This window comes from Roseibium sp. MMSF_3412, from assembly GCF_030733265.1.
In the GTDB taxonomy this organism is placed as follows: domain Bacteria; phylum Pseudomonadota; class Alphaproteobacteria; order Rhizobiales; family Stappiaceae; genus Roseibium.
In genome coordinates, this window is record NZ_JASHJI010000004.1 from 324,119 (window position 1) to 339,014 (window position 14,896).

Sequence of the window (14,896 nt, forward strand, 5' to 3'; positions counted from 1 at the left end):
AGGTTTTTGTAAACCTAACCGTCTTTCGAGATCAGGAACATGTTTCCCGACAGCATTGTCACTCCGACAGGACTGGTAATCGATCCCGCGGCGCGAATCTGTTCGACTTTCTCGACGATGTCCTGCTTGCGCATCTCGGGAAACTTATGGCCCAGGCTGGTTTTGGATTTCTTGCCTGTCCATTTTTTCAGATTGTCTTTCAAACTCCTGAATCGTTGTCTCAGGACAACCTTGTTCCAGTCATTAGGTTCTGACGGAACATCCTTGTGGAGCTCTTCCCAGCAATCGATCATCATATCCGCCGCGAACACTCCGTTCCTGCAGCAGACCCGCTCTTCGACGAGCGCAACGTCCTTCGGATGAGGCTTGTATGGCGTGTTGTCACTTGTTTCCAAGACTTTGCGCAGCGCGTCAGCAAGTTCAGTCCTCGTCTGCACGCTTGTGCCGACCGAGTTCGGAATTTCCCGAGGATACTGTTGCTTGACGGGTTTGAAGGTCAGGACCGGCACCTGTGAAACCGTCGCTTCCATTGCCGTTGTGCAACCGTTGTGCATGACCGCCAGCGCATCATGCACCCATGGAGTGATCGACCCGGAGCGTGTTACCTTTACATTGTCAAAGCCCGGATCAAGCATCGCTTTCCAGCTCTCGGGACGCTCAATGGGATGCGGCCGCAAAACGATATCAATGTCGGGAAATTCTTGGGCCAGGTGCTCTATTGCCTTCACGAACTCATACATGAGAACAACGGTTTCTGACGCCATGTAATAGCGTCTTTTTTCGTAGTTCGGATCGCGTTCAAAATAACCGGCATTCCGCTCGAAACGGATAAGATCCCAGAAATTTCTGTAGTTGTTCAAGACCCCGAAATTTGAAGACACCAGCAGATAGGGCTTCCTTGGCATGTCGCCCGGCCTTGTTGAATATTCCTTCCCCTCCGGACGCCAGAGGTCAACCCTCGGAGAGCCGGTCATACGCATCAGGTGCGCATGATCGGCGTAGGTGCTTTTCAGCTGATTGAAATCCTGAGGTCCCCAGCAAAACACTGCGTCTGCCAGACCAAGCATTTCCTCCGAATAGCGCAGTCTTGCAAACCGTTCATAGCTTGCATCGATGAGACCGCCCTCTTCGTCAATGCTCGTGATCAAAAAGCCGGCCGCCTTCAAGGCGGAATGCAATTCGATTTTCTGTTTGCTCGGCGTCAGGCTCTTGGTGTGATAAATCCCGGGGGCGAGCCTGTATCGTCTCCTGAGCCGGTCAATCTGTTTTTCCTCACCGATCAAAACCTGATGACCACGCTCGGCCGCCTTCACAGCAAGCAGAAGCTTGCTGTCCATTTCCCGAACGGCGACCTCTAGATTCATGTAAATGTTCATTTCCGCTGCGGTATCCTGCGGCTAGGTGATGGACCCTGGAACGGGCTTGTTCGCCCGGACGATCTCTCTACTTCGGGAACATGATCGCGTCCGGCATCCCGCATCCCGGATCTGGTCTTGCCGGATTTTCGTCCACTGAATCCCCTCCTGCGCAAAGGCGAAGTCGCCACAGAGGCAACTTGCTTCGCCGGCATAACGCTCAGTCTTGTTCGAACTGGTCCCACTGCAATGGCGTGCCTCTTGAGATGTCCTGCACCGCCACCTTTCCCAGAACGTCATCCAGGTGCTTGGGTGCGAGACCGTGCCCGGGCCGAATACAACGTATGTTGTCGCCTGTCAGCTTTTCGCCTTTCGCAATGTCCTTGACGACAAAGATCGAGCGGCGGAACTGTATGTTTTTCTCTTCACTTGATTTCCGGCTATAGCCCGGTTGTCCGATCGCCTTGTGCGCGATCGCCGTGTCGGTGACGAGCGCCTCCAACTCCCGGGGTTCAAGAGAAAAGGCCGAATCGACACCGCCGTCGCTTCTGGCCAGTGTGAAGTGCTTTTCGACAACACAGGCGCCCAGCGAAACGGCGGCGACAGAGACGGCTGTCCCGAGCGAATGGTCTGACAAGCCGACGAGGCATCCGAAGCGGTTGCGAAGCTCGGCAACGGTTGCAACATTCGAATCCTCAAACGGCGTTGGATAGCCCGAGATGCAATGCAAAAGCACCAGGTCTTCACATCCGGCCGACTTTGCGGCATCGACCGCTTCGCCGATCTCCGTTTCGTTCGCCATGCCGGTTGACATGATCATCGGCTTTCCGGCCCTTGCGACGCGTCTGATCAGCGGCAGGTCAACGAGCTCGAAAGACGCGATCTTGTAGGCCGGCACCTCAAGCGTTTCCAGAAAATCGACTGCACTCTCGTCGAACGGGGTTGAAAAGATCAAGATCCCGAGTTCCCGCGCTCTTTCGAACAGCGGCTGGTGCCATTCCCAGGGCGTCGCCGCTTCCTGGTAGAGTTCGTAGAGCTGACGGCCGCCCCAAAGGCCTCCTTCGATCATGAACTCCGGCCGGTCACAATCGATTGTCATAGTGTCGGCAGTGTAGGTCTGCAGCTTAACGGCGTGAGCACCCGCGCGATGAGCCTCGTCAAGTATCTGGAGCGCCCGTGCAATGTCGCCGTTATGGTTCCCTGATAGCTCGGCAATGACAAAAGGCGGGTGTTCATCACCGATGAACCTGTCCCCTATCTTGATCTGGAGCTTTGCCTTGTCGCTCACTTGCACTCACTTCTCCTTCGTTCCTTCAGGATGACTTTTGCTGTCAAATGCTCGCCATCGAACTCGGCCCCGGAAAACTCAAGACGCAGTCCCCCTGCATCCAAAAAGGCTGACGGATAGCCCTCAGCGTCCAGCATTCTAATAATATCATAAGCTTCTTCGAGCGAGCTCACATTCGCCAGGGTGCCGTCTTCCGGCTTTCGTCTGTTGAAAAAAGTCGGCTGTCCCTGCTGCGGTTGAGGGACCGGCTTTTGCAATGCAATCTCCTCAATCATCCGTGCCGCAATCGGCACCAACCGCTCAAAGACTTCGCTTGCGGTTCCTTCAAGCGACAGTGGCGATTTCAGATAAACGGGACCTGCGTCCAGTTCCTCCACGCATTTCAGTGCGGAAACCATCGTCTCCTTGTGGCCACTCAGAATGAGATTCTGCAAGGGACTTCCGCCACGTCCATAGGGCAGATCGGTCATGTGAAAAATAATGCAGTCGAAGGCGTCATATATTTCTTTTTCGATCCGCGACGACCAATGCAATACAAAAATATACTCAGGCCGTATTTCTTTGATCGTTTCTATTTCAAATTCGCCAGAGCCCAGAAAAACCGTCTCCTGGCGCAGACTTTCCGGCAAACAGTCATAAACACGTCGACCCCATTGCTTGGAGGAAACGACGACAAATCTGGCGGGTATTTTCTGCATCGCTGATCAAACTGCTGTCTTGTGGTTTGGCATTGTGAACCTGTGCACTTCACGTGCCTCGTCGAATGTTTCCGAAAACGCGGCTGTCTTTCGAAAAGCCCCAAGCGATGCCGTGTTCCCGGCCTTCACTTCTCCGGTTATGCGTTTCACCTGAGGTAAGTGACGTGTTTCCTCGAGCATTTTTTCAAGGAGGAGCTTTCCGTAGCCGCGCCCCCGAAACAGGCTGTCTATGCTGAAATCGACCAGGTATTCGCACGCGTGTGGCTCAAGACGCAACTGGCCGACAGGCAACCCCGACTTCGAAAGCAGAACCCAGAGATGACAGGCCGGATCCGCCAGTTTCCGATCGTACCACGCCGAATGTGTCTCCCACTCAATCCGATCACTGCTGAACGCATTCTTGCGCACGGACGGGTCGTTTGCCCAGAGATAAAACAACTTCTTGTGGTCTTGCCTCGCGGGCGTCAGGCGCAAGTGATCTCTGCCGGGCGGGACAAGGTATTCCGCGACCCTGTCGGCACCGAAGGCGTCGGTCAGTTCCCGCGATCTTAAGGACATGTCCGCGTTCTTGTCCTGGTCGGAAACCGCCTGCAGCAAAACCTGCCGAAGACCTTCATCGGTGATCGTGCGCCAATCGCCGGCGTAGTAAATCAGGCCCGCCTTGTTCAATTCATCGGCCAGAGGAAGCTGGTTCTCAGCGATCGATGTAACAACAGCAGGCAAGCCAAGCGCGCATCGTTCCCAACTCGAGGTTCCGCCGGCCCCCAGCGCCAGATCAGCCTCCGCCAGGAGCGGTGCCAAACTCTTCAATTCCTTATGTATCTTGGTTCCCGGTCGCTTTGCGCAAAGCTCTTCAACGCTCGCAGAGTGCCGGTTCGTCGCCCCAAGCACAACGTTGACTTTCAAATCCGCAAAGGGCACCTGCGAGAGGACGCGCACGGCACGCGCCGTCTCGTTGGACTGGTCGGATCCGCCATAGAAAACAACGATGCGTTTCACAGGGGTGGCGTCGGGCCTTTCCGGACGCAATTGCCGATAGTCCTTTTGCAGCAGCGCATATCTCGGACCAAAAAGTTTCAAACATTCCTCTGGAACGAGTTCCGCATAGCGATCTTTCCCAGAGGCGAAAAAGGTCTGGTCCAGCAGCAAGTCGCAGTCATGTGGCCTGTCGGCTAAATCATCGATTACCGCAATTTTTCCGGCGGCGGCACGCAGCGCCCTTTCCCAGTCTCGATCGAGCGCGTAGTGGTCCACGATGAGCCAGTCGACTTGTTTGTCGACCGCCTGAAGCGTCTGCTCAGCGTCCCTTTCAATCGTCACGCCCAACCAGTGAGAATGCGCGTGCGGACCCGCGGCGCCGGTTCCCGTTTCCGGCGCGCTGAACTCCAGCGCTTTCACGTGGAAGCCTCTTGCGCGAATACTGTTGGCCATGTGGCCGACATGTTGCCGCGTGATGAAGCTGCACTCCGCGCCAAGATCGGACAGACGGTCGGCGAGGGTCAGGCACCTCACCACATGTCCTGTTCCGATCATGGACGACGCATCCACACGAAAGGCGATCTTCATCAAAGCAGCTCTCGTCCCAGCATAAAGGCTTCCGCAGCTTTGAAGCCGGCCGTCGCCCCCCGCCATCTGGCAAGATGCTCATTCGCCTCAATCGATCTCGCGTGCGGCCACGGACGCATCTCCATGGCATAGGCCTTGAGCGCCTCTATCTTTCGCGGAAGTGTTTCGCTGATATCGACAAAACTCGTCGGCTGAAAGGACGGTGCGCTGCCAGGTGTCTGCCATTCGGTGCTGGAAGCAACTTCAAAGAAGTAGATTTTCCTGACATCTCGCCCGGGCTGCGGTCTGCAGGCAGTTACGACGGCCTGGTGCGCGATGCGGTGATCCGCATTCACGTCACCTGCGTGATGCGTGTAAATGCTATCAGGCCTGAATTCGTCGATGACCTTCTCCAGTGTCTGGGTGACCTCGATCAGGGGAACCGTATCCAGCCTGTTGTCCGGAAAGTCGAAAAAGAGAGGATCCTCCGCCCCCAGAATGCGACAGGCCGTCTGAGCCGCTTTTCGGCGTTCGGTCAACTCAGGTTGCCGGATCTCACCTCCGGCACTTCTGGCGCCGACCCCATCGGCGAAAAACATGACTGTTACCGCCGCCCCTGCATCGCTAAGGCGCGCAATCGTGCCGCCACATCCCAATACTTCATCATCCGGATGTGCCGCGACAACCAGGACCCTGTTTTGCGAAGATTGCATTCTCAATTCAACCTTTTGAAGCCGGCACTACAGACCGGCCCTTCCAGAAGATCATCGATGGAGCGTCCATCCTCGCACCGGCGAATGGTGGCGAAAATGTCATCAAGATGCTGAAAATACTCCGCGACAACCTGTTCCGTATGTTCAGTACAGACATATACCGCGTTCGAGGCCAGAAAGCCGCGCTTCAACATTTCCTGCGTAATGTAGGTTTTGTACTTGAGCCAGTTCGCCGACCCGATGCTGAAGCTGGTAAGCGCCGGCAAACCGCTGACAGATACCGGCAACCCATGCTGCTTTCCAAGCTGGACCCAACGCTCGCTGATTTCGGTGCCCGTCGAAGTGATCATCTCCCATGATCGCATCGCCTCCATCACTTCGAGCGTCTTGAGCCCGGCACTGGGTCCTATTCTTTCCGTCCAGAACGTGCTGCTGATGAACGTCGATTGGGCAGCCTCCATGACCTCCCGTCGTCCGATCGCCGCAGTAATCGCATAGCCATTACCCAGCGCTTTGCCGAACATGGCCATATCGGGTTCCACACCGAACTTCTTGTGCAGCCCGCCGAACGTTTCCCGGAAACCTGACGTGCATTCATCGAAGACCAGAACAATATTATGCTCAGAGGCCAGTTGCCTGACCTTGTGCAGAAATCCGTCTTCCGGCCCGCGATTTCGCGAGACTTCCATCTTGATCACGCCAATGTCGTGTTGTTCGACCAGGGCCTTGAGGCGGGGAAAATCGTTGTACTCGAAGGTCAGGATACTGCCGGCAAGGTCTCTGGGAACTCCCTTCGGCTCCAATCCGGGCAGCAAGTGGCCATCCAACTCCTTGTCGTTTGAAAGGTTTGCGGCAAGGTACCAGTCATGCCAGCCGTGATAACCACAGATTGCCACCTTGTCCCGCCCGGAGGCTGCGCGCGCGATGCGTATGGCGATTGCGTTCGCCTCGCCACCGGACCGGGCGAAACGGACCATGTCCGCCCAGGGGTGAAGTTCGACAAGTCGTTCTGCAAGCCAAACCTCCTCCGGGCAGTTCAAGGTCGACATGTTCCCGGCCTGGACGGTTTCCATCACCGCAGCATCGATTTCGGCGTTCCCGTATCCGAGCGTGTTTGTACCAATGCCCATGATTGACATATCGACATATTCACGACCATCAAGATCCCAAACCCGGCAGCCCTTTGCCTTGCTGAAATAAGCCGGCCAGTGCTCCGGCAGGAACATGTCGGGCCGCTTTGAAAGAAGCATGTTGCCGCCCGGGATGACGCGTTTGGCGCGTTGCCAGAGTTTTTGTCCGTCGCCCATGCTTGCTCCCTCATTGCGCCCATATTGACTGTTCAATTGAAACAGTCCCGGGTTGTCGTTTTTCAAGGCAAGGATTTCTTGCCAACCGAAATGCGCCCCATTCGGGAAACTCTCAAAAATCCTTGAGACGAGTTCGTAGTCTTCAGGTTCGTCCACGGTCCAACGCTCGGAAGAAAAGTCTTCGCTTGCAGCAACATTCCCTGTCTTAAAATCAGGCTCCTGCCGGAGATAAGGCGTTACGTGCTCGCGCTGAAATTCATCCGATGCATTTCGCCAGGCTTTTGCAAGCGCCTCGAATTGGACCACCTCGACATCCAGGCCATCGGGAAACGTCGGTGGGCTGACGTTGCTTGTATAGTCGTTCCGTTCGGCGCTGTGAAGCGACAATACCTGATCCACAACGCCGGCATCGACCAGCGGACAATCTCCCGTGATGCGAACAATCGTGTCTGCATTGTTTTGGCGCGCCGCCTGATAGTAGCGGTCCAGCACATCCGATTCAGAGCCGCGAAAGACTGCAATCCCCAACCCCTCGACATGAGCTGCCAATTCATCGTTTTCGGGTGACGACGACGTCGCCAGAACAATCTTGTCGACGCCGCGGGCCAGGCTGAGGCGATCGATCAAATGATCGATCATGGGCCGGTCATGAATTGGCAGCATGACTTTTTTCGGCAGGCGTGTCGAACCCATGCGTGCCTGAATGATGGCGACAGTCGTCAATTACGAGCTCCTCGTGCGTGAAGGGTAACGGTATCTGCAAACGATCGGCGGTTTCTCAACATGAATGACGCGCTTGAGACCCAATGCGCGGCAGCACGTGTTGATAGACTTTTCCCGGATAGTCGGCAACGTTCGAAGGCACGGAGACATGCTCTTGCCGCTCAAATCGCTCACCGAATCCGTTTGCTGCAAACGGATGGAATAGCCGGACGCATCACAGAGTGGCGTATGGTCAGCGCTCATCCAGCCAAATACACCGCGCCTCGCATGTCCGTCTCGACGGCAAAAGTTGATTTGGTCTCATTGCAAGGTGCGGCGAGACACACTCTCGCTCAAAATTTTGCTTTGACTGTATTTGAGCCTTCCGGAGGCGGACTTACGCATCTCTATTTTTACTTAATGAATATTTCATTCTATTCATTTTCTCAAATATTCACACGCCAACAGTTACAACTTGACACCCTCAAGGCGCACCACTATTCCCAAATACTGAATAATTCAAGAGAGATATCATGCGCCTTACTTTTTCGGCCACTCAAGATTACTCTGAGCTCCACGGGTCCGTGCCGATCGGGAATCGTGAATTCGGGCCACAAAGACGCGCAATAATCTATGGTGATGTCTACGGGTCTGCGGTGGAAGGCAGCTCCCAGATGCGCGACGCAACCGTCGATGCAATTCTGGAGGCGGCGGAAGACATGCACCGGCTCGAAGCCACGCTCAGAACGGCGCTGGGCAGCTTTTTCGTCGTTGTGCAAGACACGGGATCGTCGCCGGCAAAGCTGGAGCTTGCCGCATCGCCGGGATCCGCCGGTTTTTACTTCGTCATTGCAGACAACAAGCTGGAAGTCGCAACCGACGAGCGGTCTTTGTTTGAAGACTTTGCCCGAGCTGAAAACCTGATGGATGATGCGCTTGCAAACATGCTTGTTTGCCATCAGGGCCTCGCGCGCACGCCATACGGTTCTCTGTTTTCAAACATCCACCGCTGCTTGCCCGGCGGCACGATCAGCTGGTGGGGTGGCGAAGACTGGAAGCCGCGTTTTTTCGTCGTGCCGGAAAATGACGATGTAACGACGCGTTCCCTTTCGGAGGAAAGTGCCGAGGCGTTTGGCGATGTTCTCGAACGCTCCCTTTCCATCACAATAGAAACCGCCGGCGACGGGCGAGATCTGGCGCTGGCGACGTCGGGCGGCATCGACAGTTCCGTCCTCCTGGCTGCATTGTGCAAGCTTGGTAAATCTTTCACTCCCTTCCACTATCCGTATTCGGCAGGCGATCAGCCCGACCTCAAGCTGGCGAGCATCGTTTGCGACCGTCTTGGCGTACCGCTGACAATCGTGGAGCGTGAGGAACTGGACATTGATCATGCGCGGGCGCATGGCCAGGCGGGCTTCGGCACAGTCATTGCCCCCTACAAGGCGGACTTCGGGTTCAAGGATTTCCAACCCAGCGACAAGCCCACGCTTGAGATCAACGGGCAAAATGCCGATACGCTCTACTTTGTCGATACATTTACCAAGAGTTCAAGACACACCGGCTGGCTGCGCTTTCGCAGAGACTTGCGCACGATGCCGAACCGCATCCTGCTGTCCCATTCGTACCTGAATGGTCGGCCGGCACCTGCCTGGCTTCAGATGCCCCCTTTCAAGGTCAACGATACCGCGCGAAATGGCGGTTTCGTTGATTTCATAAAGGGCACGATCTGCAGCACCAGGGAGCACACGCCCGGCTTTTACGACCCTTCGCCGGAAGCGGACGCGGATCCCGTCGCTGCGATGGTCATCGAACATCGCCGCGAACGAATCCTTGAACCTTACCTTAAGGCCTTCGGCATTGACGTGAATGACCGTGGTGCGTGGCCGGAAACCGGTGACAAGGCCATGCGTCTGCTGCGCATGGCCAAATGGTTCAGGTTCGTTCAGAACGTCCATGCCAATTATTCGAACTTCCAGACACATCATCAACGCATCAAGCATCTGCCTTACTCCCAGGGCCGCTTGTCGCAGATCCTGCTGGAGCAACGACTGGACCTTCCGGACATGTTCTTCGTGAAGCGCATGCTCCGCAAATACTTCAGACAGGCCGCAGGATTTACCTACAGCGCGGTCATTGATGAAATGCGCGATGGCCGTTCGAAACCGATACCGGATCCAGAAAAACGCGAAAGACAAGTACGCGCGGAAGAAAGGCGGCCGAAGTTCGAGCAGACGGCGCCGAACATCATTGCAGAACGCCTTGCAACGATCATCGACGCCAAGAGGATGTATCTTTGCGACCTGGCCAGAAACCCGGCGCTGCGTGATCGTCTTCAGCTTGACTACAAGAGGCTTCTGGGTGAAGCGCCCATCGAAGACCGTGCGCAGCTCATGGAAGTTACCCGCCTCGTGAATCTCGAGCTCTGGCTCAAGTCTGCCTTGTCGGAAGATTGACTTCATAGGCAGGATGCGAGCAGTTCATCGCCTGACTGAAGACAAAAACCGTTCAGAAGAAGTCGGTACCAGGACGCCATTCTGGGCTCACGGTATCCGTCCGAAACAGCCTGCGTTTCCACATTTGCGATGGGTGTGGATCCAACCTGGCCCCAAAAACTAAGACGTGCCGCTTCGCGAGCGCATGTCCATTTCATCGCGGATATCATATTCAGGATCCAGATAAACGCCGCTCATGGCACTCCGCAGGTCTTCGTATTCTTCAGACAGCAGGGCGAACTGCACGACGTCAACATAGCCCTCAGGAAGCCGCCGTGCCTGTCGGGCCGTGCCTTCCATTTTCACACCCAACCGCCGGTTGGAGGCCAAAGACGCCGTGTTGGGTGCGAGCACGCCTGTCCAAAGCCTGTTCAGACGCAGGCCCCGAAAACCGTATTCAAAGAGCATTGCAAGCATTTCTGTCCCATAGCCCTGCCCACGGACGGAAACGTCTCCAAGCAATCGGCCATAGGTTGCCTGACTGTCGCGTTCTCTGATGCTGCTCAGACGAACGTTGCCGATATACCTGTCGTCGGACCTCGTGCAGACCGCCATCAGGTGATCGCCTGCACGCCGGTTCGATTCAATATAGGAGCGCAAATCGTCTTCGGTCTGGTTCAACGGTGCATCCAGATGGGGCCGGTCTTGCTCCGCATTTATCCACTCCAGCCAACCGCGATGAATATCGTCCTCGGTTACAGGGCGCAGATAAAGGCGCATGCCAATCGGGAAGCGTTGTTCATTCATTTTTTGGTCCCCTTGTCCTCGTCGAAAGGTTCATCTGCGACAGCTCGCATTTGTTGCCAGATACCGGCTCAGTTCAAGTGCATCACGGCAGACAGCCGCCTATTCCAAAAGAATAAAGCTCGGCCCCAAAAGGCAGGATGTATATCTGAGCCATGCTTGTATCCGGTTGTTGGATATGCAATTTGTCGCGAGCGAAAGCATCGCGAAGATTTATTAGGTTTCCCGCGATTTGGAGTATCTCTTTTGCCCAGCATATTGAGTGTCGTCGGCGCGCGCCCCCAATTCGTCAAGGCCGCTGTGGTCTCAAAGGCGTTTGCGTCCATTGGCGTTGACGAAGCCGTAGTGCACACCGGTCAACACTATGACGATGCCATGAGCGGGCGGTTTCTTTCGCAGCTGGGAATGGACAACATCGCGATCAATCTGACCGTCGGATCCGGAAATCATTCCCTGCAGACCGCGGGTATCATGACCGGTCTGCAGGAATATCTTGATACCCAGGCAAGCCTCCCAAAGGCGATTGTTGTGTACGGAGACACGAATTCAACGATCGCCGCCAGTCTCGTGGCTGCAAAACTCGGCGTTCCCATCATGCACGTCGAAGCCGGTTTGCGCAGTTATAACCGGGCGATGCCTGAAGAAATCAACCGGGTGATGACCGATCACGTCTCCGAACTGCTTTTCTGTTCGTCGGAGACCGGTGTCGAGAACCTTCGAAAGGAAGGCATCGTCAGGAACGTTTTCAATGTCGGCGATGTCATGCGCGACGGTTTTCTCGTCTATCGGGATATTGCTCGGGACCTGGCAGCTCAGGGGAAAATCACGCGTCCCCCTATCGACGCGCCGTTTTGCCTGGCCACAATCCACCGCCCCAGCAACACCGATCGTCCTGAGCGACTGCAAACCGTTATCTCGTCCCTTGGCAAGTTGGAGAAAACGGTGATCTGGCCGGTACATCCGCGCAACCGTTCGGCGTTGAAAAACATGAACATCCCGGACAACCTCAACTGTATCGATCCTGTCGGCTATCTGGAAATGCTGCTGTTGCTGGATGCATGCGATGCCGTCCTGACCGATTCAGGTGGATTGCAAAAAGAAGCACATTGGGCAAAACGGCCGTGCATAACCCTGCGTGACGAAACCGAGTGGACGGAAACACTCGAAGGGGGATGGAACCAGCTTCCAAATCCGGCACAAGATGACGTAGCAGCGCTCGCCGGACGCTCCCCGGGCGCGCCTTGGCGGCTGCTCTACGGTGATGGCAATGCCGCGATGAAAATCGCAAACACAAATTCCGAACATCTGCACCTGAATCGAGGCCCTGCCATTGGCAGCAAACATCGCAGCGTAGTCTGACAAACAGAACTCAACCCCAATATCTGCCTTTGCCACTGAAGCATGCTTGTGTGTTCCCACGCGCATGGTTCATAAGTCAGGCGAAGTGAGCGGAGCGATTATCCTTTTATCTGAACTTGAGATTCGAGACTTCCATGACACCGTCCGAGCGAGATGCACGCGCTGAAAAGCTGATAGAGCGCATTGAACACCGAGACTACCAGATCGGGATCCTTGGGCTCGGGTATGTCGGATTGCCGCTGGCGCTTGCGGCCGTAAACGCTGGCTTTCGTGTATTGGGTTTTGACATCAACGAAAACCGTGTTGCCCAGCTCAATGAAGGGAATTCCGGAATCGAGCACATTGACGATCAAGCGATCGAGACGGCAATAAGCAACAACATGTTCCGAGCAACGAGCACGTTTTCAGAGCTTCGCGAGCCGGACGCAATCCTGATCGCTGTTCCAACACCCCTCAACAAACAGCGTGAACCTGACCTGTCCTATGTCGAGAACAGCGCTCGAGCGATCTCACAGCACCTCAGAACGGGGCAGTTGGTGGTCCTGGAGTCGACCACCTGGCCTGGAACCACGGCCGAACGCGTCAAGCCAATCCTTGAAGAAAGCGGAATGGTTTGCGGGCAGGATTTCTTCCTGGCCTATTCCCCGGAACGCGAGGACCCGGGCAACACGGCATACGACACCCGGTCCATTCCGAAAGTCGTCGGTGCTGACGAAGCATCTTCCCTTTCGCTTGTCCGCGCGCTTTACGAATCGCTCGTCAGTTCTGTCGTGCCCGTCGCCAGCGCGTCCACCGCAGAAGCCGTGAAACTGACAGAGAACATTTTCAGGTCGGTGAACATCGCTCTTGTTAACGAACTCAAGGTGATATTCGACAAGATGGATATCGATGTCTGGGAAGTCATCGAAGCCGCCAAAAGCAAGCCCTTCGGTTACATGCCGTTTTATCCCGGCCCCGGGCTTGGCGGTCACTGTATTCCGATCGATCCATTCTACCTGACCTGGAAGGCTCGCGAGTTTGAGATCTCGACCCATTTCATCGAATTGGCAGGCGAAATCAACACGGCCATGCCCCACTATGTTGTAGGCCGGCTCGCCGCAGAGCTCGACAGACGCTTTTCCAAGGGGTTAAACGGTTCGACGGTCCTGATCGCCGGAATGGCATACAAAAAGAATGTCGACGACATACGCGAAAGTCCGGCTCTCAAACTGACGGATCTCCTTCAGTCGCGTGGTGCGAAAGTGGACTATCACGATCCGCATATTCCGGTCATACCAGCAACGCGCGCCTATCCGTACCTGGAGGGAACGAAATCGCAACCCTTCACGGCTGACGTGATAAAGCGCTACGATTCCATCGTGATCGCAACAGATCACGACGAAGTCGATTGGTCACTTCTCGCAGGAAACGCGAAGCTCGTCATTGACACTCGCAACGTGTGCCAACGCAACGATATTGTTGGCGACTGGATTGTTAAGGCATGAACTCATGACTTTGAAAAATTTCGCTTTGATCGGTGCAGCCGGAATCGTGGCGCCAAGACATCTGAAGGCAACCCACGACATTGGTGGGACCCTCCAGTCCGCCCTGGATCTTTCAGATTCGGTTGGCATCATCGACAGATAGTTTCCGAACGCCCAGTTCTTCACCGAGTTTGAACAATTCGACCGATGCCTTGATGTGCTTCGCCGCCGCGGCAGCGAAACCGACTACATGTCCATCTGTTCACCGAACTATCTTCATGACGCCCACATACGCGTTGCGCTTCGGTCGGGATGCGACGCGATCTGTGAAAAGCCCCTGGTGCTCAATCCGTCGGACATCGACGCGCTCAGTGAAATGGAAGTTGAAACCGGCCGCCGGATCTACTCCATCCTGCAATTGCGGCTCCATCCTTCAATCATCGCGTTGCGCGAGCAGATCATCAGGCAGGCGAACACAACACCTCATCAAGTCGAGTTGACCTACATCACCTCTCGCGGATCCTGGTACCACTCCTCCTGGAAAGGAGACGAGAGTAAATCCGGAGGAATAGACACAAATATCGGCGTGCACCTGTTCGATATGTTGAGCTATGTGTTTGGCGACCTGAAGGGGTTCACGGTGCACCACCGCTCGGCCAGCAGCGCGACAGGTTTTCTGGAATACGAACGCGCTCATGTTCGTTGGTTTCTATCAATTGATGCCAATAACCTTCCACCAGAGATCGAGCCCCAGAAGAGAACGTTCCGGTCGATCACGGTGGATGGAAATGAAATCGAATTTTCGAACGGCTTTACCGAACTGCACACTGACAGCTACAGGCACATCCTTTCCGGGAATGGTTTCGGCCTCGCAGAAGTGCGGCCTAGCATCCAAACGGTCGCGGCAATACGGACAGCACCGATCGTGACGTCTGGCGGAGACCATCGTCCGTATCTTCCCAGAATTCTAAGCAATGCAGAAAGGCTGCAAGATGCACGGGTCTGAATTATGTGAACTCCCGGAGCTGCCGGGTGTCAAAGTGCATGAGAGCGCCTATGTCGATTTGCCAACACAAATAGGAGCCGGCCCCCGGATTTGGCACTTTGCGCATGTTCTGAAAGAGTGCGATATCGGCCGCGACTGCAATCTGGGCCAGAATGTCATGGTTGGTCCGGAAGTCCGGATCGGAAACAGGTGCAAGATCCAGAACAATGTCAGCCTTTAAAAGG

Annotated in this window: 12 protein-coding genes and 1 pseudogene; 6 read left to right on the top strand and 7 right to left on the bottom strand. The window is 55.3% G+C overall.

What is annotated here, in order from left to right:
- Positions 1-14 precede the first annotated feature (14 nt).
- From RBB49_RS10360 to RBB49_RS10385, 6 genes are all read right to left on the bottom strand, one after another.
- A complete protein-coding gene (locus RBB49_RS10360) occupies positions 15-1,376 on the bottom strand; it encodes a surface carbohydrate biosynthesis protein (protein ID WP_306142682.1) in 1,362 nt (453 codons plus the stop codon).
- 199 nt (positions 1,377-1,575) lie between these two features.
- Positions 1,576-2,643, bottom strand: coding sequence for a pseudaminic acid synthase (gene pseI, locus RBB49_RS10365; RefSeq protein WP_306142683.1), 1,068 nt, complete (start codon positions 2,641-2,643; stop codon positions 1,576-1,578).
- Complete coding sequence (locus RBB49_RS10370) at positions 2,640-3,341, bottom strand: methionyl-tRNA formyltransferase (protein ID WP_306142684.1); 702 nt, start codon at positions 3,339-3,341, stop codon at positions 2,640-2,642. The genes pseI and RBB49_RS10370 overlap by 4 nt, the downstream gene beginning before the upstream one ends.
- 6 nt (positions 3,342-3,347) lie before the next feature.
- Positions 3,348-4,907: a UDP-2,4-diacetamido-2,4,6-trideoxy-beta-L-altropyranose hydrolase gene (pseG, locus tag RBB49_RS10375; RefSeq protein WP_306142685.1), complete on the bottom strand. Its 1,560-nt coding sequence runs from the start codon at positions 4,905-4,907 to the stop codon at positions 3,348-3,350.
- Complete coding sequence (locus RBB49_RS10380) at positions 4,907-5,599, bottom strand: PIG-L deacetylase family protein (RefSeq protein ID WP_306142686.1); 693 nt, start codon at positions 5,597-5,599, stop codon at positions 4,907-4,909. The genes pseG and RBB49_RS10380 overlap by 1 nt, the downstream gene beginning before the upstream one ends.
- A gap of 2 nt (positions 5,600-5,601) precedes the next feature.
- Positions 5,602-7,629: an aminotransferase class III-fold pyridoxal phosphate-dependent enzyme gene (locus RBB49_RS10385; RefSeq protein ID WP_306142687.1), complete on the bottom strand. Its 2,028-nt coding sequence runs from the start codon at positions 7,627-7,629 to the stop codon at positions 5,602-5,604.
- A 653-nt stretch (positions 7,630-8,282) separates the two neighbouring features.
- Between RBB49_RS10385 and RBB49_RS10390 the strand changes: the two genes are divergently transcribed.
- The gene (locus RBB49_RS10390) at positions 8,283-10,061 is read left to right on the top strand and encodes a hypothetical protein (RefSeq protein WP_306142688.1); all 1,779 of its coding nucleotides are present in this window, start codon (positions 8,283-8,285) and stop codon (positions 10,059-10,061) included.
- A 159-nt stretch (positions 10,062-10,220) separates the two neighbouring features.
- Here RBB49_RS10390 and RBB49_RS10395 read toward each other — a convergent pair whose 3' ends face one another.
- Positions 10,221-10,847, bottom strand: coding sequence for a GNAT family N-acetyltransferase (locus RBB49_RS10395; RefSeq protein ID WP_306142689.1), 627 nt, complete (start codon positions 10,845-10,847; stop codon positions 10,221-10,223).
- A gap of 156 nt (positions 10,848-11,003) precedes the next feature.
- Here RBB49_RS10395 and wecB point away from each other — a divergent pair, with 156 nt between their 5' ends.
- From wecB to RBB49_RS10420, 5 genes and pseudogenes are all read left to right on the top strand, one after another.
- A complete protein-coding gene (gene wecB / locus RBB49_RS10400; protein WP_306142690.1) occupies positions 11,004-12,203 on the top strand; it encodes a non-hydrolyzing UDP-N-acetylglucosamine 2-epimerase in 1,200 nt (399 codons plus the stop codon).
- 134 nt (positions 12,204-12,337) lie between these two features.
- A complete protein-coding gene (locus tag RBB49_RS10405) occupies positions 12,338-13,687 on the top strand; it encodes a nucleotide sugar dehydrogenase (RefSeq protein WP_306142692.1) in 1,350 nt (449 codons plus the stop codon).
- Positions 13,688-13,871: 184 nt separating this feature from the next.
- Positions 13,872-14,057 (top strand): annotated as a pseudogene (locus RBB49_RS10410) (Gfo/Idh/MocA family oxidoreductase); the annotation flags it as partial.
- Entirely contained in the window at positions 14,043-14,672 is a 630-nt protein-coding gene (locus RBB49_RS10415) for a Gfo/Idh/MocA family oxidoreductase (protein WP_306142781.1), read from the top strand. The pseudogene RBB49_RS10410 and the gene RBB49_RS10415, both read left to right, overlap by 15 nt.
- Positions 14,659-14,892: a hypothetical protein gene (locus tag RBB49_RS10420; protein WP_306142694.1), complete on the top strand. Its 234-nt coding sequence runs from the start codon at positions 14,659-14,661 to the stop codon at positions 14,890-14,892. Before RBB49_RS10415 ends, RBB49_RS10420 begins: the two co-directional genes overlap by 14 nt.
- Positions 14,893-14,896 lie beyond the last annotated feature (4 nt).

Excerpts from the sequence above, each read along its gene's own strand:
- RBB49_RS10420 (WP_306142694.1), top strand. The coding sequence starts at position 14,659 with ATGCACGGGTCTGAATTATGTGAACTCCCGGAGCTGCCGGGTGTCAAA.
- RBB49_RS10415 (WP_306142781.1), top strand. The coding sequence starts at position 14,043 with ATGGAAGTTGAAACCGGCCGCCGGATCTACTCCATCCTGCAATTGCGG.
- pseG (WP_306142685.1), bottom strand. The coding sequence starts at position 4,907 with ATGAAGATCGCCTTTCGTGTGGATGCGTCGTCCATGATCGGAACAGGA.
- RBB49_RS10360 (WP_306142682.1), bottom strand. The coding sequence starts at position 1,376 with ATGAACATTTACATGAATCTAGAGGTCGCCGTTCGGGAAATGGACAGC.
- RBB49_RS10370 (WP_306142684.1), bottom strand. The coding sequence starts at position 3,341 with ATGCAGAAAATACCCGCCAGATTTGTCGTCGTTTCCTCCAAGCAATGG.
- RBB49_RS10380 (WP_306142686.1), bottom strand. The coding sequence starts at position 5,599 with ATGCAATCTTCGCAAAACAGGGTCCTGGTTGTCGCGGCACATCCGGAT.
- RBB49_RS10395 (WP_306142689.1), bottom strand. The coding sequence starts at position 10,847 with ATGAATGAACAACGCTTCCCGATTGGCATGCGCCTTTATCTGCGCCCT.
- RBB49_RS10390 (WP_306142688.1), top strand. The coding sequence starts at position 8,283 with ATGCGCGACGCAACCGTCGATGCAATTCTGGAGGCGGCGGAAGACATG.
- RBB49_RS10405 (WP_306142692.1), top strand. The coding sequence starts at position 12,338 with ATGACACCGTCCGAGCGAGATGCACGCGCTGAAAAGCTGATAGAGCGC.